The organism is Mangrovibacterium diazotrophicum (assembly GCF_003610535.1).
Taxonomy (GTDB): Bacteria; Bacteroidota; Bacteroidia; order Bacteroidales; family Prolixibacteraceae; genus Mangrovibacterium; species Mangrovibacterium diazotrophicum.
Map to the genome: position 1 here is coordinate 283,807 of NZ_RAPN01000003.1, position 20,185 is coordinate 303,991.

Consider the following 20,185-nt stretch of genomic DNA (forward strand, 5'->3'; position numbering starts at 1 on the left):
CCTTAGGCACTTAAAGGCAAGTAGATAAAGAAGCGACTGCCCTGATTTGGTGAACTTTCAATGCTGAGTTTGCCGTTGTTTTTCTGTAGAAAGTCTTTGCAAATCTTTAAGCCAATGCCTCTGTCCTTTTCGTAATTTGCTTCATTGTAGCCAATTGCAACCGGATCATCTTCCATGATCTCGTCAATCATGTCACGTGTCATTCCAACTCCGGTATCAGAAACAGTCAGTAATAGCCGGTCTTTGGCAATCTGAGAATAAAGGCTGATTTTCCCGGCTGTACGTGTGAACTTTACTGAGTTCGAAAGTATATTCCGGATAACAATATTGATCATTTCCATATCGGCATAAGCGTAGTGCTCGTCGCTGACATGATTTTCGATTGTGAAGTTCTTATGCTTGATGGAGCTGGTAAACAGCATCAGATTTTCTTTAACCAAGCTTCCCACGCTAATTTTTTGCGGATTGACAGTCAGGTTGCCGGTTTGGCTTTTCGACCAGTTAAGCAGGTTTTCCAATAAGTTGAAAGAACTGTCAACTACTTCGCGGGATTCGTTCAAAATGCTCTTCAATTCCTTCGGATCGTCCATGTCTTGTTCCACAATCAGGTCGAAAATGCCTTTTACACTACCAATCGGGCCACGCAATCCATGGCTGATCAGCGAGAACATTCGATCTTTTTGCTCGTTCAGGCGCAGGAAGTATTTTTTAACCTGCAGGTGCTTCTGTACGGCGATAATCAGTGCAATAACAACCAGAACCAGCAGGGCCACAGCAGTGATCAGTAAAATTTCGTTTGTTTTTTGCTTCTGATCCTGGACGGCAGTCAGGCGATTTTCGGTGTCCGAAATTTCCTTTGCAAATTGAGCTTCCATTCCGGCAATTTGCTCCTTCTGCTTTTGCTTGTCAATGCTGTCTTTTAGATTCTGGTAGGCGTTAAGGTGCTCAATAGACCGCTGGTAATTGCCGTTTTGAAGCAAGAGGGCGGATATTTTCTTGTGCAGACGCAAAGCTGCATCATTGTTGTTTAATTTCTCATTTAGCCTTACAGCTTCCTGATAAAACCGTACAGCTTCCGCTTGGTTTTTAAATCCCAGGTAGTTGTCTGCCAGGTTTTCATTGGCTGCAGCAGCCTCGTCTAAAATGCCGTATTTTTGGGAAAGATCAAGGGCTGTTTGGCTCAATTGCATGCTGGTCATGAAGTTTTCATTTTTCGCCTCCATGCCGGCCAGCTCGTTAAGCGAGTGAATTTTCTCCCGAATGTCGTCAAGCGTATTTTCACCAGCAGCCCTAAGTTGGAAATTCCAACTTAAACTTACTGCCAAAAAAATCAACGCTGTGATCAGGTTACGGGCCATCGTGCTAATTTAGTTGAGCTTCAATTTTATTTACTAGTTGAGCGAATTCTTCTTCGTCAAAGCCGATCGAACTGTACAGTATTTTCCCATCTTTATCAATCAATATATTGCGAGGGATGTACTGTAGCGCAAATTTAGAATAAATTTCCCTGTTTTGATCAGCTATAATGTTGAATGTAAACGCCTTTTTCTCTTTGAAATCTTTCATCTCCTGCGGGCTGTGTTCCCGTCCGATCGATAACAAAATGAAATTATCATTCTTGCCGTATTTATCGAAAATTTCTTTTTGAACATGCGGCATTTCTTTCATGCAAGGGCCGCACCAAGTCGCGAAAAAATTTAACAATACGACCTTTCCTTTCAGCTCATCCAATTTGTGGGACACACCGCTTTCGTCAGTAAATGAGAAATCCGGAGCGTCCTGGCCAACCTTTACCAAAGTTGACTTTTCGGGCTCATCCTGAGCTTTCGCATTTATAGACAGTAAATTAAGTGTAAATAAGACTAGAATAGCCCACGTTTTCATTCTGTAAAAGTCTATTTATGAATACCAATATAGAAATTATTCGGCAAGATTGCAGTTGCGTATTGTTTAAATCTCGCATGAGTTATTAACTTCCGGCTGTTAATTGCCGGAAGTTAATTTTTTGTAAATGATATTTTGAAACGCTTTCCTTAGAGAGTTTTCAGGAAATCGGTTACATTTTTCTCGATGCGACCTTGAATTTGATCGATGTCTGATTTTTCAAAGCTGTCGCCGGTAATGTTTTCGAAAAGCTCGATGTAACGATCGGTAACAGATGTAACGAATGCTTCGTCCATTTTCGGAATGCTTTGTCCTTCTTTACCCTGGAAGCCGTTTTCGATCAACCATTGACGAACGAACTCTTTCGACAATTGTTTTTGTTGTTCACCTTTTGCCAAACGATCAGCATAACCTTCAGCGTAGAAATAGCGAGAAGAGTCTGGTGTGTTGATTTCGTCGATCAGGTAGATTTTACCGTCTTTTTTACCAAACTCGTATTTGGTGTCAACCAAAATCAAGCCTTTTTCAGCTGCAATCTCAGTTCCGCGAGCAAACAAATTCAATGTGTAGTCCTCCAGCATTTCGTAGTCTTCTTTGCTAACTAATCCGCTGCTGATGATTTCTTCACGTGAAATATCTTCATCGTGGCCTTCGTCTGCCTTTGTCGTTGGAGTAAGAATTGGAGCTTCGAATTTTTGGTTTTCAACCATTCCTTCAGGAAGTGGAACGCCGCAAAGACTGCGTTTCCCGCTCTTGTATTCGCGCCATGCGTGGCCGGTCAGGTAGCCGCGGATTACCATTTCAACTTTGAATGGCTCGCAAGCGTGGCCTACAGTTACATTGGGATCGGGAGTTGCAATTTTCCAGTTAGGTACGATGTCGGCAGTTGCGTCCAGGAATTTGGCTGCAATCTGGTTCAACACCTGTCCTTTGTAAGGAATACCTTCAGGCAGGATTACGTCGAATGCAGAAATGCGGTCGCTAACAACCATTACCAGGTACTCGCCATCGATGTTGTAAACGTCACGAACTTTACCATGGTAAACACTTTTTTGATTCGGAAAATTGAAATCCGTTCTGGTCAATGCTTTAGTCATCTTTCTTCTAATTTATTTTGTGATTTTCGTTCTTCTGCTTTTGCTAATTGTTTTTGATAGTGTTTATCGTAAGCTTCAACAATGTCGCGCACCAAGCGGTGACGCACAATGTCTTTGGTGTTGAATTGAACAAAGGAAATGCCCTCAATGTTTCGCAAAATTTTCTTGGCCTGTATTAATCCCGATTGGCTGGCCGATGGCAGGTCAATTTGCGTTTCGTCGCCGGTAATGATGAATTTGGCATTCATCCCCATACGCGTCAGGAACATCTTCAGCTGGTTTAGCGTGGTGTTTTGTGCTTCATCCAAAATCACAAAGGCGTCGCTGAGCGTGCGCCCGCGCATGAATGCCAGCGGGGCAATCTGGATGATGCCGTCTTTCATAAATTCTTCCAATTTCTTCGCTGGAATCATGTCTTGCAAGGCATCATAAAGCGGCTGTAAATACGGGTCGATCTTTTCTTTCAGGTCACCTGGCAGAAAGCCCAATCGTTCTCCTGCTTCAACAGCAGGGCGACTCAGAATAATCCGGCGGATTTCCCGGTTTTTCAGCGCGCGAACTGCCAATGCAATTGCCGTGTAAGTTTTTCCGGTACCGGCTGGGCCAATGGCAAATATCAGGTCTGCCTTGCGGCTCTCTTCAACCAAAATGCGCTGATTGGGTGTGCGTGCCCGAATGGGTTTCCCACTGTTGCCGTGCAGTAACACGTCTCCGGGCGAAACATTCAAAGCTTCCATGGCCAGCGGATCATTGTTCATGACCTGGCGGATGGTCTCCTCGGGCAAAATGTTGAATTGGTGATAATGGTCGAGTAATTGTTCCAGCTTTTGCTCAAAAGAAGCGCTTTCTTTTTTGTCGCCCTGAACGATCAATTGGTTGCCTCGACTAATAATTTTCAGTTTGGGAAAGAATGCTTTAATCAGGTCGATTTTCGCATTGTTTACACCGTAAAATTCAAGAGGATCAACCCCTTCCAGCAATATTAGCTTTTCAAACATAGATTTTTTACCGGTACTTTTTTGGTACGACAAAAGTAACAAAAAATGTTTGGACTATTCCGGATAGGAAGGTCTGTTATAGAATCTTTTTACAGGTTTAATATTGGAAAATGAACCTTCGTTTTTTCGGGTGTATCAATAGGCATAACAAATTGCCCGAGCCATGACTTTCAGAAAAAAGAATTGCCTGTGGGGCTGGCTGATTTTTGCCATCGCCCTTGTCGTTTATGTGATAACCCTGGAGCCAACCATGAGTTTGTGGGATTGCGGCGAATTTTTGGTTGCCGCCACCAAGCTCGAAATACCGCACGCTCCCGGAGCTCCCTTGTTTATGCTGATCGGTCGAATTTTTTCGCTGCTGAGCTTTGGCAATCCCGAGCGGCAGGCCGTGATGGTGAATCTAGTTTCTGCCTTGTCGAGCGCTGGAACAGTGATGTTATTATTTTGGACGTCGGTATGGTTGATGCGAAAAATAGTGCCAGAAAAGATTGGTTTAGTGTGGCTAGCTTCGGCAGTTGGTGCGCTGGCTTACGCGTTTACCGACTCGTTTTGGTTTTCGGCAGTCGAGGCTGAAGTGTACGCTATGTCGTCGCTTTTTACAGCCTTGGTTTTGTGGGCTGCTACCCGTTGGGAAGAGGAAGCTGACGATCCGAATGCTTCTCGCTGGATTTTGCTCATTTTCTTTTTAACGGGTTTGTCGATTGGCGTCCATTTGCTGAATTTGTTGGTAATTCCTTCGGTCGCTTTGATTGTCTATTTTAAAAAGTATCGCTTTAGCTGGCCGGGACTATTCCTGGCACTGGGCGGATCGCTCGCCTTGATCCTGCTGCTAATGAAAGTCTACATTCCCGGATTGTTTTCTCTGGCCGGACCTTTCGAGCTGATTGCGGTGAATACATTTCACCTACCGTTCAATTCCGGATTTTACTTTTACCTGTTCGTATTGGTCGCCGTGTTTACGGCGGCTTTGTTTTATGCGCATCGCCGCGCCGGCAACCTGTTCACGCAAGTGATCTTGAGCCTGCTTTTTCTCACGTTGGGCTATACATCTTATTTCACGGTTTTTATTCGTTCGGCAGCCAATCCGCCGGTCGATCAGGGAAACCCGGAAACCACTTTTGAGTTAATCAACTATCTGAATCGCGAAAATTACGGGACGCGCCCCATTTTGTACGGCGAAAATTACGCTTCAGTGCCACGTGGGTATCACGACCGAACAAGTTACGTTACAGAAGGAGATCATTATGTGCCGGTCAAATTAAATCCAAAGGTTGACTATGTGCCAGAGACGGTTGGCTTTTTTCCGCGTATGTCCAGCAAAGACGAAGGCCACAAACAGGCCTATAACAGTTGGGTTGATTTGAAAGGGAAGAAGGTTTTCTACCGGGATGAACAAGGTCAGCGGCAGCAGACGGTGATTCCGACTTTCGGTGAAAATCTACAGTTTTTTCTGCGTTATCAATTTGGGCATATGTACTGGCGCTACTTCATGTGGAACTTTGTAGGAAAACAAGATGATGTCCAAGGCTTCGGCGGTTCGTTGCACGGTAACTGGGAATCCGGAATTTCGTTTGTTGATCAAGCCCGGTTGGGGCCGCAAGAAAATCTACCGGAAGAGTTGAAAAATAATAAAGGGCGAAATCATTATTTCTTTTTGCCTTTTCTGTTGGGAGTGATTGGATTGGTTTTTCATTTTAAACGGGAGCGAAAATCATTTTGGCCAATGGCGCTTTTGTTTGCGATTATGAGCCTCGGGTTGGTGGTATACCTGAATGAAGTTCCGCAAACGCCCCGCGAACGCGACTATGTTTATGTGGCCTCTTTTTATGTGTTTGCCTTATGGATGGGCGTTGGCGCGCTGGCTGAGTTGGTTTGGTTGCAGCGAAGATTAAAATCTCCCTTGGCGATTGGAATCGGCGGACTGTTGTTGCTGGCCGCAGGACCGGGAATTTTACTGGCGCAAAATTACGATGACCATGATCGGTCGGGGCGATACACGGCACGCGACCTGGCACGAAATTACTTGGAAAGTTGTGAGCCGAATGCTATTTTGTTTACTCATGCTGATAATGATACTTATCCGTTGTGGTATTGCCAGGAGGTTGAAGGAATCCGGCGCGATGTGCGTGTGGTGGTGATGCCTTACCTGAGCGCTGGTTGGTATTTGCGGCAGGTTAACCGAAAAATTTACGATAACCCGGGTTTGAAGTTGACGGTGCCACTAGCCAAGTACGAAACGGGCGATGTGGATTATTTGCCGGTTGTGTCGCGCATTAGCAAAAAAGCGGGATGGAAAGAGGTGCTCAATTTTGTGGCCGACGACTCGACCCAGACCAAGGTGGAGTTGCAAGACGGTGAACAAGTCGATTATATTCCGCTTACCCGGATCACTTTGCCAGTGGGTGACACCCAAATTCCGCTGCAGTTGGATCGAAAATATATTGTTCGGAACGAACTTGCTTTTTGGGATGTCATTGCTTCGAATGTCAGCGAGCGTCCGATCTACTTCACATCGTGGGTCGACCCGCGCGATTTTGGGCTGAAGGACTATCTGCGTTTTGACGGGATGGTGTATAAATTGGTTGCCACAGAAACACCTTCGGAAAATGTGGCTGATATGGGCGGCATCGAATCCGATGTTTTGTACGATAAGTTGATGAATCGCTGCAATTGGGATAATCTGACTGATTCATCAGTCTATTTCGACTGGCACCACCGGCGTATGTTTGCAGTGATGAATATCCGCGCAGCTTTCTATCGGTTGGCTGATGCATTGATCGGCGAAGGTGATTTGGAGCGTGCAAAAAAAGTGTTGGATCGCTCTGCAGAAATTTTGCCTTTCAGCCTTTGGCCGGTCGATTATTGGTTGTGCGAGGGTACTGCGCAATATTTTGAAATTGGAGAGACTGATGCCGGGATGCAGCGCTTGCAGGAACAGCGTTATCTGTTGGAGCAATGGCTCGATTATTTTGAGCAGTTCAGCGAGGAGCAGCAAGCTTTTATTGCAGAGGAACGAACGGCAAAACTTTATTACTACCGTCAATTGTTGTTGCTGGCTCAAAAGGTTGATCCAGAAGTTAGTCGGGAAATGGATGCGAAATTTTCGGCTTACCTGGATCGTATATCTGCGGAAAACTAGGGGTATTTGTGAGCAATTCGTGCCAGTTTTCAATGAACCATCGGAGCCTTATGAGGGTTATAGTGGGTAAATTTCAGAAAAAACCAAAGCCTTTAGAAGATGGAATTCAAGATTACACGACTGCCGTTCGGCTTACGATTGAATAAATATCAGCCAGACAATGAGCTGTATACTATTTTGGGTGAAAAAGGAATTCGCCAAATGGTTAGCGACCACTACGATTTGTTGGCTGCCAGCAAAATGAAGCATTTATTCCCGGATGACGAAAAAGGACTTAACGGAGCGAAACAGCGTTCTGCCGACTTTTTTATTCAACGTCTCGGAGGACCTGATTACTTCAATCAGCGTCGTGGATCGCCGCAACTGGCTTCGCGTCACCTCCCTTTCCGCATCGATAGCGAGGCGCGTGTGGTGTGGTTGCAGTGTTATGCAAAAGTATTAAGTAAACTGGACGGTGTTCCAGAACCGGTTATCGAAGCTTTCTGGAATTACTTGCATGATTTTTCGAACTGGATGGTAAACACACCAGACCGTCCGTCGATTTTAATGACTCCTAAAAAATAATGGATATCAGAGTGAAAGGCTGGGGTAGGACTGGCTCCTAGCCCCTCGCTCGATGCTCCATGCTAAAACCGTCGTTCTCCGGTCGTGTCACTCGGTAAAATCAACAAGGCTGAATCCAGTACCCGCGACTGATCAACCCGAGTGCTGTCGGCTGTAACCGGGAATTGCGGATTCAGGTTGAAGGCTGGGCGAATGGCAAGGAATCCGATCAGCAAACCGGCAATTGCCAGCTTGGTAGCCAGCTGATTGGAGGTAAATAACCATGCGAAAAACCCGGCAAACGAATTCTGATGAACACGGTAAGACGCGGATCGAGCCAGGAAAGCCTTTTGCAGTCGCTCTTCGGTCGCAGGATTGGCTTTACCCACAGAATCGTTTTGAATCAGCTGTTTGATATGTTGTGTTTTCATCGTCGTTGGTGTTTAAAATTCAATTTCGTCTTTTAAATACAGAAACTTACCCGCCAAAAATTTCCGTGTGTTGAATAGGCGCGATTTTACTGTTCCCGGCGCAATATCCAACATCTTGGCAATGTCTTTCACCGCGAAACCTTCGCGATAGTGCATCAGGAACACCGATCGGTGCTCGGTGCTGAGTTCATCCAGACTCGCAAAAATTTGACTGAGCAACTCCTCCTGACTGATACTTTGTGGTAATACAGGTGGAAGTTCGGTTTCCAGGGGCGGGCTGTCTTTGCGGATTTCCAACCGACGGTATTCGTTTTTGCACAAATTGTAGGCAACCGAAAAGACCCAGGTTTTAAAAGAGTACTCCGGGTTGAAGCGTTCCGGTTTTTCAAAGATCTTCAGAAAAACCTCCTGTAGAAAGTCGTTTGCCAGTTCTTCCGAATTTCCCAGCATGCGAAAAAAATAGTAGTACAGCCGCTGCTGATATCGTTGGTAAAGCTGGGTAAAAGCCTGCTGATCGCCCGATGCAATGAATTGCATCAGTTTTTCGTCGCTGTAATTCTTTATTTTTCGTCCGAACATTCGTCTTTGGGTTTGTGCATGATCAGCCAAATAATCCCGGCGTAGCTTGCCAGCACAATAATTGGTGCCAGTGTAATACGGCGAAAACTGAAAATTGACGGATCAAATTCATTCGCCGGGTGTTTTCCCGGGCCGCTCATCAATACAAAGCCTAAAATTAATAAAAGCAGGATGGAAATCAGCCGGATATATTTCTTTCGATCAAAAAGCATAGGCATGTTTTTAAGGTACAGTACACGCGAAATTTGAAAGGTTCATTTTAGAAGCAAAAAAATATTGCACCAACGCTACATCTTTTTTATCGACTGGCCTTTGTTGATTAGTTTGTCGGCACTGGCAGGATCTTATAAGGTTTAAACTGTAGTTTTAGTGCTTTCGAAATTGATTCTAAAAGCATGAAAAGACTACTCTTTACTTTTATTTTGCTGCTCTCGGTTGGTATTTTGTTTGCACAAAAGTATTTGCCTTCGTCTCGCGGTGAGCTTGTTGAGCATACTTACATTACACTTTCGTACAGCGAAGCGAATGAACAGGCCGAATGGGTGTATTATGAATTGACACCGGAGTTTGTCGCCGGAAATGCAAAGCGCTCGGATGATTTTCGGCCAGATCCAAAGGTGTCAACTGCCTCGGCACAGCTTAGCGACTACGCAGGTTCTGGTTACGATCGCGGGCATCTTTGTCCTGCGGGTTCGATGACCATAAATGCGACGGCAATGTCCGAAAGCTTTTATCTATCGAACATGTCACCCCAGCTTCCGGCATTTAATCGCGGCGGATGGAAAGAGTTGGAGACGTTGGTCCGAAAATGGGTGGCTGAGTACGATCGTTTATATGTGATTACAGGCCCGTTGCTGAGAGGCGCAAACATGCACATTGGGCCGGATAAAGTGACTGTTCCCAATTTTTATTACAAAGTCATTTATGCTCCGAATCAGGGAGAGATGATCGCTTTCGTGATGCCCAACGCGAAAATCGACCATGAGTTGAAGGAATACGCCGTAGCTGTTGACGAGGTGGAGCGCTTAACCGGGATTGATTTCTTTGCGGGAATGGAGGACAAAATTGAAACTCGGTTAGAAGGCAATGTGTCTGTTACGAAATGGGATTTCAATGGATCAGTTATTCCTCCAAAAGTTGTAGAAAAAGTCAAGGAGGAAACAACCAGCGGGCAATGCCAAGGCATCACTGCCAGCGGCGCCAGATGCAAGCGTAAAGCCAAACCGGGCAGCAAGTATTGCTTTCAGCATGGCAGCTTGTAAAAATTGCGCTGGAGTTTTAGGACGGAAGATTAAAAATGCTTTTGGAGGCAGAAGTCTAATAATCTTCAAAAGCATTTTTAGTTCTCACAATTTGAAACTTTTGGATGATGTCACGAAGCAATTATTCTTTGTTCTTCCTCGTATATTCGTTGCCTATCCCAGTTGATTCCCTCTTTTAGCTTTCTAGCAGGAGAACCGCCAACTAAAATATGATCTTCCTCGAAATTTTTTGTGACAACAGACCTGGTTGCAATAACACTATTGTCACCAATAGTAACACCCTTCAAAATAGATGCATGAGAGGCCACCCATACGTGGTTGCCTATCGAGATATCCTGCGCATAGTTTATTCGTTTATTTGTATTAATATCGATAATGGAATGTGAATCTCCTGTCCTAATATCGATGCCGTAAGCAAACATACAATCCTCTCCAATCTCAATTTTAGAATATGGCTCAGTGACAGCGATATGTGTATTCTCGAATGTACTGTGGTTTCCAATTTTGATAGTGCCGTTGTAGTCTTCAATCCAAAGTTCTCCACCCCTCCAGAATCTGACTTTTTCACCAATCTCAATCTTATTTTGGTTTCCTCGAATGAAGAATGTTACGTTGTTCAAGATCGCAGAACAGTGAATTTCAACACTGTTATTATTGCCTGCAATGTCGAACTTGCAATTGTTCAGGATTACAGAGTTTTTAACTCGTATGATGTTATTTTTTCCGGAGATTCTTTTTCGCGGAAAGAGAGCCGCAAAATTATTTCGATTCATTAAGATCCGAGCATATTTTTCCACGATCGGGTTACCTTTTACAACAGATTTCAACGCTTGTTTCATTTTTTCGATTTTAAAGTTTACAGACTTAAAAATTAAAGCACATAAAATCAGAACCAGAGTTCTGACTAACTAGGCTCGAATAATCGCGATCAAATAAACAAGCTGGATAGTGGTCGATAGTAGTTTAATGTCCCTTTTTAACGTTATCGAATCTAAATTTTTCCAGACTTTATCCCCGTTTGCTAAATATACAAATTCAGCTTGAATAAAAGACAAGGAGGTGTAATTTTGTGCGTTGTTTAATGTTCTGTTAGATTGATTGTTAAGGTAACGTTAATGAAGGAGGGTGTCGCTATCTTTCTTTAACCAATGTGATGAAAGTCAAATCCCGATTCGGTTCAAAATGGTTTAGTAAATTGACTGTGAAGTAGCCCGACTACAAGCTTACGTTTTCTAGTTCATTGCTAATTTTTCACAGCCCGCTCGTGGTGTATCGAATTGAGGTCCAGTTGTCAACGCGGTATCTTTCCAAGCAAAAGCAATCGGGAATCCACATTTATGCGAATAAACGCATCTTGATTTAGTTCATTTTTTCAGTCGTTTTTGGGGATTTTTTTCAGTTAACCGGCATTACTGAGCCTTTTCGTTCCGGAAGGTCCCTCCTATTGTTTTGATAAGCTTACAGCAGGGGCTATTGGGAGAAATGGATTAAAAAGCATTTAGTTTTTTCGTGACAGATAATCATCTGGTTAAGTTGACTTTGGTTTTCTCTAGACGCAAGAAAACTCTCTGTGCTAGAATACGGGCACTTCGGCTGTGAAAGAGGGGAGTGCTAGAATGGCTGGATCTTCTTAGTTGTAATGGCAATCAGTTCTGACCGGTAGGTTTTGTAATCTGAAATAATGAGAGGATGCTTAAGATGGAGCAGAGAATGAAGATAATCCAGCCGGGACGGAAAGGGCTGGCGCTGGAAGCCATTGTGCCGACTAACATAAATGCTGAGACCAGGAAAATAATTCCGAGTATTGAAATGAGAATTTGGGGGATATATTTCCAGTTTAAGAATAAACCAACGATGAATAGAAGGGGCAGAAGCGGATCGGCCATCGGTGTTTTCAAATGTCCATTTGCCGCAATAAACAATTCCTTGCTAATTAAAGGGAGAACGCTAATAATCAACAATCCGGAGGAAGCTAGGATTTTGAGTTTTGTTTGGCTTTTCATAGTCGGTGATTAGGCTGGTTTTATTGAACGTGTTTATTCTACGAATGTAGAATTGGATCTACCGTTCTTTTTGTTTATTTTTTTGCGTAACAAATACCCCAAATTCAAACCTCCAAGTAGCCAAATCGGGATGGCGATCAGGATTCTTCTAAGGGTGATTGTTTCGTGTTCAATTAAAGGTAGTACGAGTGTCGTGAAAAGGAACATGAAGATCCCCCAGCCGAGGCCAAACTTAATCCATGGCCAATCTTTATTTTGTTTGAGGAGTGTATTCATAAAGCAAGTTGTCGGTTAGTCGGCGATTTTAGCTGTTTTAATTTCCTTCCTGATTGCTTTAATCAAAAACAACCAGGGAATGAAGGCGGGCAACATAATAACAAAAATGCTGAGTTGAATTTCATCAAAGATGGCTGCTGAGATAATCAGGCCGATGATCAAACCAGAGCAAAAGAAACTGATTGCGATCAGGAGGAGAGCTGTTGAGCCAAAAGTGAGTTGCCCAATCGTTAAGCGTAACATATGGTTCGTGTTAAGGTTAATAAATCGGTCGTTTTTAAAACACAATTTACAAAACTTATCAGAATAAATCTTCTTTTATTTTTCAACTTTCACCACTGATTATTTGGTAGTTGCTAATATAAAATACTTCAAATTATTGAGTGGTTGGCTATTGCATTATATGATTGTAAACATATTTTGCATACTTGATTTATATCATTCTGATTTTTTATATTGCACAAATGATTGAAATTTCAAATTGAAAATATCAATCATTCGTCAGACAACATTTTGAGTTGAATGGTCACAATAGCTACCGGTTAATTCAGGCGGTAGTCGGGGGAGCAAACTAGTCCGAGAGCCTCATCGAAAGTCGAGGCTCTTTTTTTTATTGTTAAGAATTTGGTCTCAACAGGAGATGACTCTAGGAAAGGGAATTCCGGGTGATTTTTATTCAGCAGTTAATTCGTTCAATAGTTTCTGAGCATGGTCGCGCAGAGGTTTGTATTTGAAATGCCACCAGATGATTCCTATTCCCAAGCCAATTAGTAGTGCCGGTATCATGATGTACTGGATTTCTACCACGCGTGTCCAGGGAGCGGTCTCTTCCAGGTGATTGTAGCTTGAAACAGATACTCCAATATCCATTAGGGCAGCGGTTAGCAAGGCCCATTTTAATTCAGGTTTCCACAATTTGAAGCGCTTAGTGGCTTCAGCCAGCATTTGAGTGGTTGGTAGCGCATAGTCCACGCTTTTTAGTCGTTTGATCCGAAGTCTGAATATCAACGCAAAACAGAATAATGCGATCACAATTACACCACCGCCGAGGCGCTCGTAAAGGTTCATTTCGCCGCCGGGATTCCATATGTAGAATATAGCATAAAGCGGTACCATAATTAAATACAAGATCTGAACGCCGCGCGAGATGCGTATCATTCGCTTGTCTGCTGCTTTTAATTTATCTAATAATTGGTTCATGTTGAATTCTTTTTAAGCGTCCTGATTGATTAATGAGTTTTTCATTGCGTGACGAAGAATTTCTTTGATCCGGTGCAATTTTACCCGCACATTGGGTTCGGTGATCCCGATAATGTTGGCGATTTCTTTGCCGGGAACATCTTCTAACATCAGACTGATTAAAGCTTTGTCGATGACGGAGAGTTGGTTGATTTCGGATTCCATCAGCTCCAGTTGTTTTTCGAGTAACTGAACCTGTTCGCCTCCGTCGTCCTCTAAAAGTTTGCCCAGCGTTTGCTCGTCTGCATCGACACGGAATTTCATCTGCTTAAACGCTTTGCCCGAATGACTGAGTGAGGTGTTCACTGCAATTCTATAAATCCAGGTACTCATGGCAGCGTCGCCCCGAAAGTTGTCCAGGCTTTTCCAGATATTCACCAGAACTTCCTGGCACATATCCTTCGAATCTTCTTCCGACGGGGCATAATAACGACATATTCGTCGGATCCGTTCTTCGTTTTCAGCGACAATTTCTTTGAAACGCGTTTCTTTCGTCATCATCAATTCTCTGCTTGTTTTCTATTTAGTTGGGCTTAAAAAGGGATTGTTACAAAATTTATGGATGGATATTCGGTGAGGATTGAAATATTACTTTTTCATCGCTTCTGCCTTCATCTCTTTCGGCATCTTTTCAATGGCGTAGCGCAGTGCGGTTCGCGGCATGACTGCTTTTTTGCTTACGACGTAATTGAACACTTCCTGTTGGTGTGCTTCCGAGGCTGCTTTCAACATCCAGCCGTAACCCTTTTGCACCAAATCGTCGGTGTCGGTTAGCAGAAGGTCAGCAATTTCGAAGATGTCGTAGAGGAATTTGCCTCGGCGGGCTGGAATAATGAGGCTGACGGCAGCAGCCCGTTTCACCCATCGGTTTTCGGAATTGGCGAAGGCCTTCAACTTTGAAATCAAATCCGGGTACAACATGACCAGGTCGCCAACCGGGTGGTTGCAAAGCGTATCGCACTGGGCCCAATTGGTGATATCGTTTTTAATCCACTTTTCAAACACCGCGAAGTCGTCGAGGGTGTAACTTTTTCGCAATTCGTAAGCCCAAAGACAGGCAATGATCGCTTCTTCGTGATAACCCGATTGCCAAAACTGGTCGCAGATGTCGAATATTTCTGCTTTCGGGAGATCTTTTATGTCTTTGTAACTCGATTTTGCAAGTTTACGGATATCTACAGCTTTTAAGCCATAAACGGTGATGGGCTCTTTGAAAAAGCGTTGATTAATTTCAGCGATTTCAGGATTGGCGAGTTGTTGAAGTTCCGAGCGAACTTGAACTAAAACTGGATGCATGGCTTTTTATTGGTAAAGTTAGGTGATCGGAAATAAAAAAGGATGACCAATTGGCCATCCTCTTTGAAAATTATCGGGTGTGTTTGTTTACGCTTGTTGAGCAGAACCCAAAACTTCCACGTTTTTGTGCATGTAAAGTTTTTTCAGTTCGTCGCGAGCAGGTCCGAGGAATTTACGAGGGTCGAATTCTCCCGGTTTTTCGATAAACACTTTGCGAACAGCAGCAGTCATTGCCAAACGACCATCAGAGTCGATGTTGATTTTACAAACGGCAGATTTAGCAGCTTTGCGCAATTGTTCTTCAGGAATACCAACAGCAGCAGCTAATGAACCACCGTTAGCGTTGATTTCGTCAACATATTTCATTGGAACAGAAGAAGCACCGTGCAGTACAATTGGGAATCCAGGAATACGTTTTTCGATTTCTTCCAGGATCTCGAATTTCAATGGAGGTGGAATTAACACGCCGTCAGCATTTTTAGTACACTGAGCAGGAGTAAATTTGTGTGCTCCGTGAGAAGTACCAATTGAAATAGCCAGTGAGTCAACACCGGTACGGTTTACGAAATCTTCAACTTCTGAAGGTTTAGTGTAAGTTGAGTGTTCAGCAACCACGTCATCTTCAACACCAGCCAATACGCCTAATTCGCCTTCAACAGTTACACCGTGTGCGTGAGCGTATTCAACTACTTTTTTAGTCAGGGCAATGTTTTCTTCGTATGAGTGGTGAGAACCGTCGATCATTACAGAAGAGAAACCGTTGTCGATACAGTCTTTACACAATTCGAATGTATCACCGTGGTCAAGGTGAAGAACAACCGGAATTTTATAACCCAATTCTTCAGCATATTCAACAGCACCGCGAGCCATGTTACGCAACAAAGTAGCGTTGGCATATTTACGTGCACCTGAAGAAACTTGCAGAATTACAGGTGATTTTGTTTCAACACATGCTTGGATGATTGCCTGAAGTTGTTCCAGGTTATTGAAATTGTATGCAGGAATTGCATAACCGCCGTCAACAGCTTTTTTGAACAGTTCTTTCGTGTTAACGAGCCCTAAGTCTTTATAACTTACTGCCATTTTAATGAATAATTAGTTGATAAAAATTACTTTTTTCTTTGGTTTTTTCTGGTTTCGAAAAAGACAGGAACGCTTTTGCAGATAGACTATTCTTTTCGGCTTTTTCAAAACTGCAACAATTTTAGTAAATATTTAAAGATTTGCCGGAGAAAGGAATCGCACTGCTTTCTGATTTTAAACTAAGCTTAACACATTTTAATGAACATTTCTGCGACTTCGTAGTTTTGGGTGTAGTTGTTTATTAAAATTCATTTTAACAATGGGAAAAATTTCTGATCACATTAAGCCTGGAGTTGTTACAGGCTCTGATTTACAGTTGCTTTTCAAACTTGCTAAAGAAGGTGGGTTTGCAATGCCTGCTGTAAATGTTGTAAGCTCAAGTTCTGTGAATGCAGTTCTGGAAGCGGCCAAAGTTGTTGACTCTCCTGTTATGATTCAATTTTCAAACGGTGGAGCACAATTCTATGCTGGTAAAGGATTAAAATTGGACGGACAGCAAGCTCAAATTGCCGGTGCTGTTGCCGGAGCAAAATACATTCATGAGGTTGCTGCATTGTATGGTGTACGTGTTGTTTTGCACACTGACCATGCTGCTAAAAAATTATTGCCTTGGATTGACGGTCTGTTGGAAGCGGGTGAAAAATTCTATGCAGAAACCGGAAAACCATTGTTCTCCTCTCACATGATTGACTTGTCGGAAGAATCACTGGAAGAAAACATCGAGATTTGTAAAACATATCTTGAGCGTATGGCTAAAATCGATATGACACTCGAAATTGAGTTGGGTGTTACCGGTGGTGAAGAAGACGGTGTTGACAACACAGATGTTGACAATGCTTTGTTGTACACACAACCTGAAGAAGTTTCTTTCGCTTACGAAGAACTGAAGAAAATCAGCCCGAACTTCACAATTGCTGCGTCGTTCGGTAACGTACATGGTGTTTACAAGCCAGGTAACGTTAAATTGACTCCGAAAATTCTGGATGCTTCTCAAAAATACATCACAGAAAAGTTCGGTTTGACTGATGTAAAACCTGTAAACTTCGTATTCCACGGTGGTTCAGGTTCAACTCGTGAAGAAATTCGCGAAGCGATCTCTTACGGTGTTATCAAAATGAACATCGATACGGATACGCAATGGTCATACTGGGATGGTGTTCGTGCTTACGAAGCTGCTAACCACGATTATCTGCAAGGACAGATCGGTAACCCGGAAGGTGAAGACAAACCGAACAAGAAATATTACGATCCTCGCGTTTGGATTCGTAAAGGTGAAGAGGCAACAATCGCTCGTTTGAAAGTTGCTTTCGAAGATTTGAACTGTATCGGTGTAAACTAATTTCCGGTATAAAATATTTATTAAAGCTCTTCGCACTGCGGAGAGCTTTTTTTGTCTCCATTGATTTATTTTGCATTTTTGATTTCAAATTGCAACAAAACAACCCGAAGAAATTTCAATTTAAATCATGAGACATGACAGAAAAACGTAAAGGCGGCAGAGCTGAGTTTTCCAGTAAGTTTGGTGTAATCGCGGCAGCAGCCGGTTCGGCAGTCGGATTGGGAAATATTTGGAAGTTTCCATACATCACCGGTGTATACGGTGGGGCAGCTTTCCTTTTTGTGTACCTTGGATTTATCGCGGCTATCGGTTTGCCGGTCATGCTTTCCGAGTTGATTATTGGTCGTAAATCACGACGAAATGCTTTCGGAGCTTTCAAAAAACTGGCTCCAAAATCGATGTGGCGCTATGTTGGGATGCTTGGAGTAGGAGCGGCGTTTATGATTTTGGCTTTTTACGGAGTTGTTGCGGGCTGGAGTGTCGAGTATGTGGTGGTGTCGGTCCTAAATGGATTTAAGTCGCAAACGCCCGATCAGTTGTCTTCGATGTTTTCTGACTTTATTGCTGCACCTTTTCGCCCGGTAATTTACCAGTTGATTTTCATGTTTCTCACCGGTTTGATCGTTATGATCGGGATCAAGGATGGTATCGAAAAGAATGTGAAGATCATGATGCCACTTTTGGTTGTTATTATTTTGGTTCTTGATATTCGTGCCATCACATTGCCGGGGGCAGGCGAGGGTCTGAAGTTCTTGTTTCACCCCGACTTTTCGAAATTGACAGGCGAGGGGATATTGAGTGCATTGGGCCACGCGTTCTTCTCGTTGAGTTTGGGGATGGGAACCTTGATTACCTACGGTTCATACATCGATAATAAAAACAACCTGATTAATACAGCAATTAATGTGACTGTCGCCGATACGTTGATAGCAGTTCTGGCAGGTGTTGCTATTTTTCCGGCAGTTTTTGCTTTCGGGATCGAGGCGAGCAGCGGCCCCGGATTGGTTTTCATTACACTGCCGAACGTGTTTCAGCAAATGCCGGGAGGTTATATCTTTTCGATTTTGTTCTTCCTTTTGCTGACTGTTGCAGCGCTTACTTCGTCTATTTCAATTTTGGAGGTAGTCGTCGCGTATTTTAATGAAGAACTAAAAATGAAACGCCGTGTTGCGACCGTTTTTGCAACGGTGATTATTTCGCTTTTGGGAATCATCTGCTCCCTGTCAATGGGGATCTTTGATCATTATACTTTCTTCGATTTGAACTTCTTCGATTTACTTGATTGGGTTTCGGCCAACCTGCTCCTTCCTCTTGGTGGATTATTTATCTCACTTTTTGTGGGCTGGAGATTGGGGCGCAAGAAGGTTCGTGAAGAAATTCAGAAAGGTGGAAGCATTACCGAAATGTTTTTGTCGATATTTATGTTCCTGGTACGTATTATTGCGCCAATTGCAATCGCTATCGTCTTCCTGAAGGGAATTGGCTTGTTGAATATTTAAACGCACCAATACGGGTATAAGAGCGCAAGTTGGTTCTGCAAGCAACTGCCTTTTGCCGGGTGTTTTTATCTTAATGAATTTTGCGTAACTTTTTTGGACGATTTCGACCAATGAAACTGCGCAAAATTATACGAGAGTATTTCACGTTTACGAAAGGCGAGCGTTCGGGCCTTGTCGTACTTATTATTATAGTGTGCTTCCTGATTGTTGCTAATCGTATCTTTTTCTATTTCGAAAAACCAACTCTGGCCGACGAGCAGGCGTTCGAGAAATTTTTGGCCGAAGTAAAAGCTGGCGAAAATCAGAAACAATCCCAGCCTGTTTCATTATTTCATTTCGACCCCAATACAATTGATTCCATCACCATGAGTGGTTTGGACCTTCCAGCCTACGTCAAAAGAAATATATTGAGTTACCGGGCCCATGGTGGAAAATTCAGGAAAGCCGACGATTTGCGAAAAATCTACGGCATGAACGATTCTATTTTTGCTGTCGTTGAATCGTTTGTCGAGATTGAGCCCGTCGATCAGCCTGCTCCCCGAAAATCTTATCCCGCGGTTACAGAGGCCCAGTCACAAACTAAAGAAGCGTCAGTGCTGCCGCTTCAGGATTTCAATACGAAAGAGGCAATCTCTTTGCAAATTGAGATTAATATAGCAGATGCGAGCGAGTTCGAAAAGCTGCCAGGTATCGGGCCGGTGCTGTCCAAGCGGATTGTAAGCTACCGGAATTTATTGGGCGGTTTTGTTAGTCCCGATCAGCTTTACGAGGTTTACGGACTGAAGCCAGAAGTTGTACAGCAGAACCTAAACAATTTCAGAGTTGACGGTGTTGAAGTAAGAAAGTTGGATCTGAATTTTGCTTCGGTTGACGAGTTGAGTCGGCATCCCTATATAAATTATAAAGAAGCGAGGCGGATTATTGATTTGCGAAGCAAAAACGGTTATATTAGCGATAAGAACATCCTTTTAACGGATTCAATAATCGGAACTGAAAAATTCCGGAAACTTGTATTCTACTTAAAATAAAGATGCATGAGAAAAATTAATCTTTTGCGGCCGGGAAAAATAAAGGATACAAACTCCTTCCCATACTTTGATTTCAGGTACCCAAGACTAGTGAAAGTTTACCATCCAGGTAAGTCAACTACATTAAAAGAGTAATTCTCAGTAGAGTGCTTTCGTTACGAATCCAGTTTTTCAATCTTTTTATTTTTAATTTTTTCAAGATAAATTTGATAAGTATTGAAGATTTTCTAAATTTGCGGCTCGAAAAATAAAAACACATTAAAATTTAAAAATATGATCGTTATTCCGGTTAAAGAAGGCGAAAATATCGAAAGAGCCCTGAAAAGATTCAAAAGAAAGTTTGAAAAAACTGGCGTAATCAAAGAATTGCGTGAAAGACAAGCTTTTACAAAACCTTCAGTAACAAGAAGAGCTGAGGTTAAAAAAGCGATCTACATTCAAAACATGCAACGTCAGGACGACTAGTATTTTCTAAGCCTGGTTCCTGGT

At 43.1% G+C, this 20,185-nt stretch carries 22 protein-coding genes; 7 read left to right on the top strand and 15 right to left on the bottom strand.

The window, feature by feature from the left end; genetic code table 11:
• Positions 1-2: 2 nt before the first annotated feature.
• From BC643_RS19390 to BC643_RS19405, 4 genes are all read right to left on the bottom strand, one after another.
• Entirely contained in the window at positions 3-1,358 is a 1,356-nt protein-coding gene (locus BC643_RS19390) for a sensor histidine kinase (RefSeq protein WP_120274937.1), read from the bottom strand.
• A 4-nt stretch (positions 1,359-1,362) separates the two neighbouring features.
• Entirely contained in the window at positions 1,363-1,884 is a 522-nt protein-coding gene (locus BC643_RS19395; RefSeq protein ID WP_120274938.1) for a TlpA family protein disulfide reductase, read from the bottom strand.
• Positions 1,885-2,033: 149 nt separating this feature from the next.
• Positions 2,034-2,981, bottom strand: a complete 948-nt coding sequence (locus BC643_RS19400) for a phosphoribosylaminoimidazolesuccinocarboxamide synthase (RefSeq protein ID WP_120274939.1) — start codon at positions 2,979-2,981, stop codon at positions 2,034-2,036.
• Positions 2,978-3,979, bottom strand: coding sequence for a PhoH family protein (locus tag BC643_RS19405; RefSeq protein WP_120274940.1), 1,002 nt, complete (start codon positions 3,977-3,979; stop codon positions 2,978-2,980). The genes BC643_RS19400 and BC643_RS19405 overlap by 4 nt, the downstream gene beginning before the upstream one ends.
• 163 nt (positions 3,980-4,142) lie before the next feature.
• On the opposite strand from BC643_RS19405, the gene BC643_RS19410 reads away from it, so the two are divergent.
• On the top strand, positions 4,143-7,118 hold the full coding sequence (locus tag BC643_RS19410) for a glycosyltransferase family 117 protein (RefSeq protein ID WP_120274941.1): 2,976 nt from the start codon (positions 4,143-4,145) through the stop codon (positions 7,116-7,118).
• A gap of 99 nt (positions 7,119-7,217) precedes the next feature.
• Positions 7,218-7,682 carry a globin domain-containing protein gene (locus BC643_RS19415; protein ID WP_120274942.1) on the top strand — a complete coding sequence of 155 codons (465 nt, stop codon included), beginning with the start codon at positions 7,218-7,220 and terminating at the stop codon, positions 7,680-7,682.
• A 62-nt stretch (positions 7,683-7,744) separates the two neighbouring features.
• On the opposite strand, the gene BC643_RS19420 is transcribed toward BC643_RS19415, so the two are convergent.
• The 3 genes from BC643_RS19420 to BC643_RS19430 are packed head-to-tail and all read right to left on the bottom strand — an operon-like array spanning position 7,745 to position 8,883.
• Positions 7,745-8,092, bottom strand: a complete 348-nt coding sequence (locus BC643_RS19420) for a hypothetical protein (RefSeq protein ID WP_120274943.1) — start codon at positions 8,090-8,092, stop codon at positions 7,745-7,747.
• Between the two features lie 12 nt (positions 8,093-8,104).
• A complete protein-coding gene (locus BC643_RS19425) occupies positions 8,105-8,671 on the bottom strand; it encodes an RNA polymerase sigma factor (protein ID WP_120274944.1) in 567 nt (188 codons plus the stop codon).
• On the bottom strand, positions 8,653-8,883 hold the full coding sequence (locus BC643_RS19430; protein WP_170154630.1) for a DUF3098 domain-containing protein: 231 nt from the start codon (positions 8,881-8,883) through the stop codon (positions 8,653-8,655). Before BC643_RS19430 ends, BC643_RS19425 begins: the two co-directional genes overlap by 19 nt.
• A 183-nt stretch (positions 8,884-9,066) precedes the next feature.
• Here BC643_RS19430 and BC643_RS19435 point away from each other — a divergent pair, with 183 nt between their 5' ends.
• Entirely contained in the window at positions 9,067-9,933 is an 867-nt protein-coding gene (locus tag BC643_RS19435; protein WP_120274946.1) for a DNA/RNA non-specific endonuclease, read from the top strand.
• Positions 9,934-10,043: 110 nt separating this feature from the next.
• Here BC643_RS19435 and BC643_RS19440 read toward each other — a convergent pair whose 3' ends face one another.
• From BC643_RS19440 to BC643_RS19475, 8 genes are all read right to left on the bottom strand, one after another.
• The gene (locus BC643_RS19440; protein ID WP_120274947.1) at positions 10,044-10,772 is read right to left on the bottom strand and encodes an acyltransferase; all 729 of its coding nucleotides are present in this window, start codon (positions 10,770-10,772) and stop codon (positions 10,044-10,046) included.
• An 807-nt stretch (positions 10,773-11,579) separates the two neighbouring features.
• Entirely contained in the window at positions 11,580-11,936 is a 357-nt protein-coding gene (locus BC643_RS23325; protein WP_147377279.1) for a hypothetical protein, read from the bottom strand.
• A gap of 33 nt (positions 11,937-11,969) precedes the next feature.
• Positions 11,970-12,212, bottom strand: coding sequence for a hypothetical protein (locus BC643_RS23425; RefSeq protein WP_120274949.1), 243 nt, complete (start codon positions 12,210-12,212; stop codon positions 11,970-11,972).
• 15 nt (positions 12,213-12,227) lie between these two features.
• Entirely contained in the window at positions 12,228-12,455 is a 228-nt protein-coding gene (locus BC643_RS19455) for a hypothetical protein (protein WP_120274950.1), read from the bottom strand.
• 429 nt (positions 12,456-12,884) lie between these two features.
• On the bottom strand, positions 12,885-13,412 hold the full coding sequence (locus BC643_RS19460) for a hypothetical protein (protein WP_120274951.1): 528 nt from the start codon (positions 13,410-13,412) through the stop codon (positions 12,885-12,887).
• A 12-nt stretch (positions 13,413-13,424) separates the two neighbouring features.
• Positions 13,425-13,952 (bottom strand): RNA polymerase sigma factor, encoded by a 528-nt coding sequence (locus BC643_RS19465; protein WP_120274952.1) that lies wholly within the window; start codon positions 13,950-13,952, stop codon positions 13,425-13,427.
• An 87-nt stretch (positions 13,953-14,039) separates the two neighbouring features.
• A complete protein-coding gene (locus BC643_RS19470; RefSeq protein WP_120274953.1) occupies positions 14,040-14,747 on the bottom strand; it encodes a DNA alkylation repair protein in 708 nt (235 codons plus the stop codon).
• A gap of 87 nt (positions 14,748-14,834) precedes the next feature.
• Positions 14,835-15,830: a class II fructose-bisphosphate aldolase gene (locus BC643_RS19475; protein ID WP_120274954.1), complete on the bottom strand. Its 996-nt coding sequence runs from the start codon at positions 15,828-15,830 to the stop codon at positions 14,835-14,837.
• Between the two features lie 259 nt (positions 15,831-16,089).
• Here BC643_RS19475 and fbaA point away from each other — a divergent pair, with 259 nt between their 5' ends.
• From fbaA to rpsU, 4 genes are all read left to right on the top strand, one after another.
• Positions 16,090-17,169, top strand: a complete 1,080-nt coding sequence (fbaA, locus tag BC643_RS19480) for a class II fructose-bisphosphate aldolase (RefSeq protein ID WP_120274955.1) — start codon at positions 16,090-16,092, stop codon at positions 17,167-17,169.
• Positions 17,170-17,303: 134 nt separating this feature from the next.
• Complete coding sequence (locus tag BC643_RS19485; RefSeq protein ID WP_120274956.1) at positions 17,304-18,668, top strand: sodium-dependent transporter; 1,365 nt, start codon at positions 17,304-17,306, stop codon at positions 18,666-18,668.
• Between the two features lie 110 nt (positions 18,669-18,778).
• Positions 18,779-19,696 (top strand): helix-hairpin-helix domain-containing protein, encoded by a 918-nt coding sequence (locus BC643_RS19490; protein WP_120274957.1) that lies wholly within the window; start codon positions 18,779-18,781, stop codon positions 19,694-19,696.
• 273 nt (positions 19,697-19,969) lie between these two features.
• Positions 19,970-20,161 (top strand): 30S ribosomal protein S21, encoded by a 192-nt coding sequence (gene rpsU, locus BC643_RS19495; protein ID WP_120274958.1) that lies wholly within the window; start codon positions 19,970-19,972, stop codon positions 20,159-20,161.
• The last annotated feature ends 24 nt before the right edge of the window (positions 20,162-20,185 follow it).

Excerpts from the sequence above, each read along its gene's own strand:
- BC643_RS19390 (WP_120274937.1), bottom strand. The coding sequence starts at position 1,358 with ATGGCCCGTAACCTGATCACAGCGTTGATTTTTTTGGCAGTAAGTTTA.
- BC643_RS19395 (WP_120274938.1), bottom strand. The coding sequence starts at position 1,884 with ATGAAAACGTGGGCTATTCTAGTCTTATTTACACTTAATTTACTGTCT.
- BC643_RS19400 (WP_120274939.1), bottom strand. The coding sequence starts at position 2,981 with ATGACTAAAGCATTGACCAGAACGGATTTCAATTTTCCGAATCAAAAA.
- BC643_RS19405 (WP_120274940.1), bottom strand. The coding sequence starts at position 3,979 with ATGTTTGAAAAGCTAATATTGCTGGAAGGGGTTGATCCTCTTGAATTT.
- BC643_RS19410 (WP_120274941.1), top strand. The coding sequence starts at position 4,143 with ATGACTTTCAGAAAAAAGAATTGCCTGTGGGGCTGGCTGATTTTTGCC.
- BC643_RS19415 (WP_120274942.1), top strand. The coding sequence starts at position 7,218 with ATGGAATTCAAGATTACACGACTGCCGTTCGGCTTACGATTGAATAAA.
- BC643_RS19420 (WP_120274943.1), bottom strand. The coding sequence starts at position 8,092 with ATGAAAACACAACATATCAAACAGCTGATTCAAAACGATTCTGTGGGT.
- BC643_RS19425 (WP_120274944.1), bottom strand. The coding sequence starts at position 8,671 with ATGTTCGGACGAAAAATAAAGAATTACAGCGACGAAAAACTGATGCAA.
- BC643_RS19430 (WP_170154630.1), bottom strand. The coding sequence starts at position 8,883 with ATGCTTTTTGATCGAAAGAAATATATCCGGCTGATTTCCATCCTGCTT.
- BC643_RS19435 (WP_120274946.1), top strand. The coding sequence starts at position 9,067 with ATGAAAAGACTACTCTTTACTTTTATTTTGCTGCTCTCGGTTGGTATT.
- BC643_RS19440 (WP_120274947.1), bottom strand. The coding sequence starts at position 10,772 with ATGAAACAAGCGTTGAAATCTGTTGTAAAAGGTAACCCGATCGTGGAA.
- BC643_RS23325 (WP_147377279.1), bottom strand. The coding sequence starts at position 11,936 with ATGAAAAGCCAAACAAAACTCAAAATCCTAGCTTCCTCCGGATTGTTG.
- BC643_RS23425 (WP_120274949.1), bottom strand. The coding sequence starts at position 12,212 with ATGAATACACTCCTCAAACAAAATAAAGATTGGCCATGGATTAAGTTT.
- BC643_RS19455 (WP_120274950.1), bottom strand. The coding sequence starts at position 12,455 with ATGTTACGCTTAACGATTGGGCAACTCACTTTTGGCTCAACAGCTCTC.
- BC643_RS19460 (WP_120274951.1), bottom strand. The coding sequence starts at position 13,412 with ATGAACCAATTATTAGATAAATTAAAAGCAGCAGACAAGCGAATGATA.
- BC643_RS19465 (WP_120274952.1), bottom strand. The coding sequence starts at position 13,952 with ATGATGACGAAAGAAACGCGTTTCAAAGAAATTGTCGCTGAAAACGAA.
- BC643_RS19470 (WP_120274953.1), bottom strand. The coding sequence starts at position 14,747 with ATGCATCCAGTTTTAGTTCAAGTTCGCTCGGAACTTCAACAACTCGCC.
- BC643_RS19475 (WP_120274954.1), bottom strand. The coding sequence starts at position 15,830 with ATGGCAGTAAGTTATAAAGACTTAGGGCTCGTTAACACGAAAGAACTG.
- fbaA (WP_120274955.1), top strand. The coding sequence starts at position 16,090 with ATGGGAAAAATTTCTGATCACATTAAGCCTGGAGTTGTTACAGGCTCT.
- BC643_RS19485 (WP_120274956.1), top strand. The coding sequence starts at position 17,304 with ATGACAGAAAAACGTAAAGGCGGCAGAGCTGAGTTTTCCAGTAAGTTT.
- BC643_RS19490 (WP_120274957.1), top strand. The coding sequence starts at position 18,779 with ATGAAACTGCGCAAAATTATACGAGAGTATTTCACGTTTACGAAAGGC.
- rpsU (WP_120274958.1), top strand. The coding sequence starts at position 19,970 with ATGATCGTTATTCCGGTTAAAGAAGGCGAAAATATCGAAAGAGCCCTG.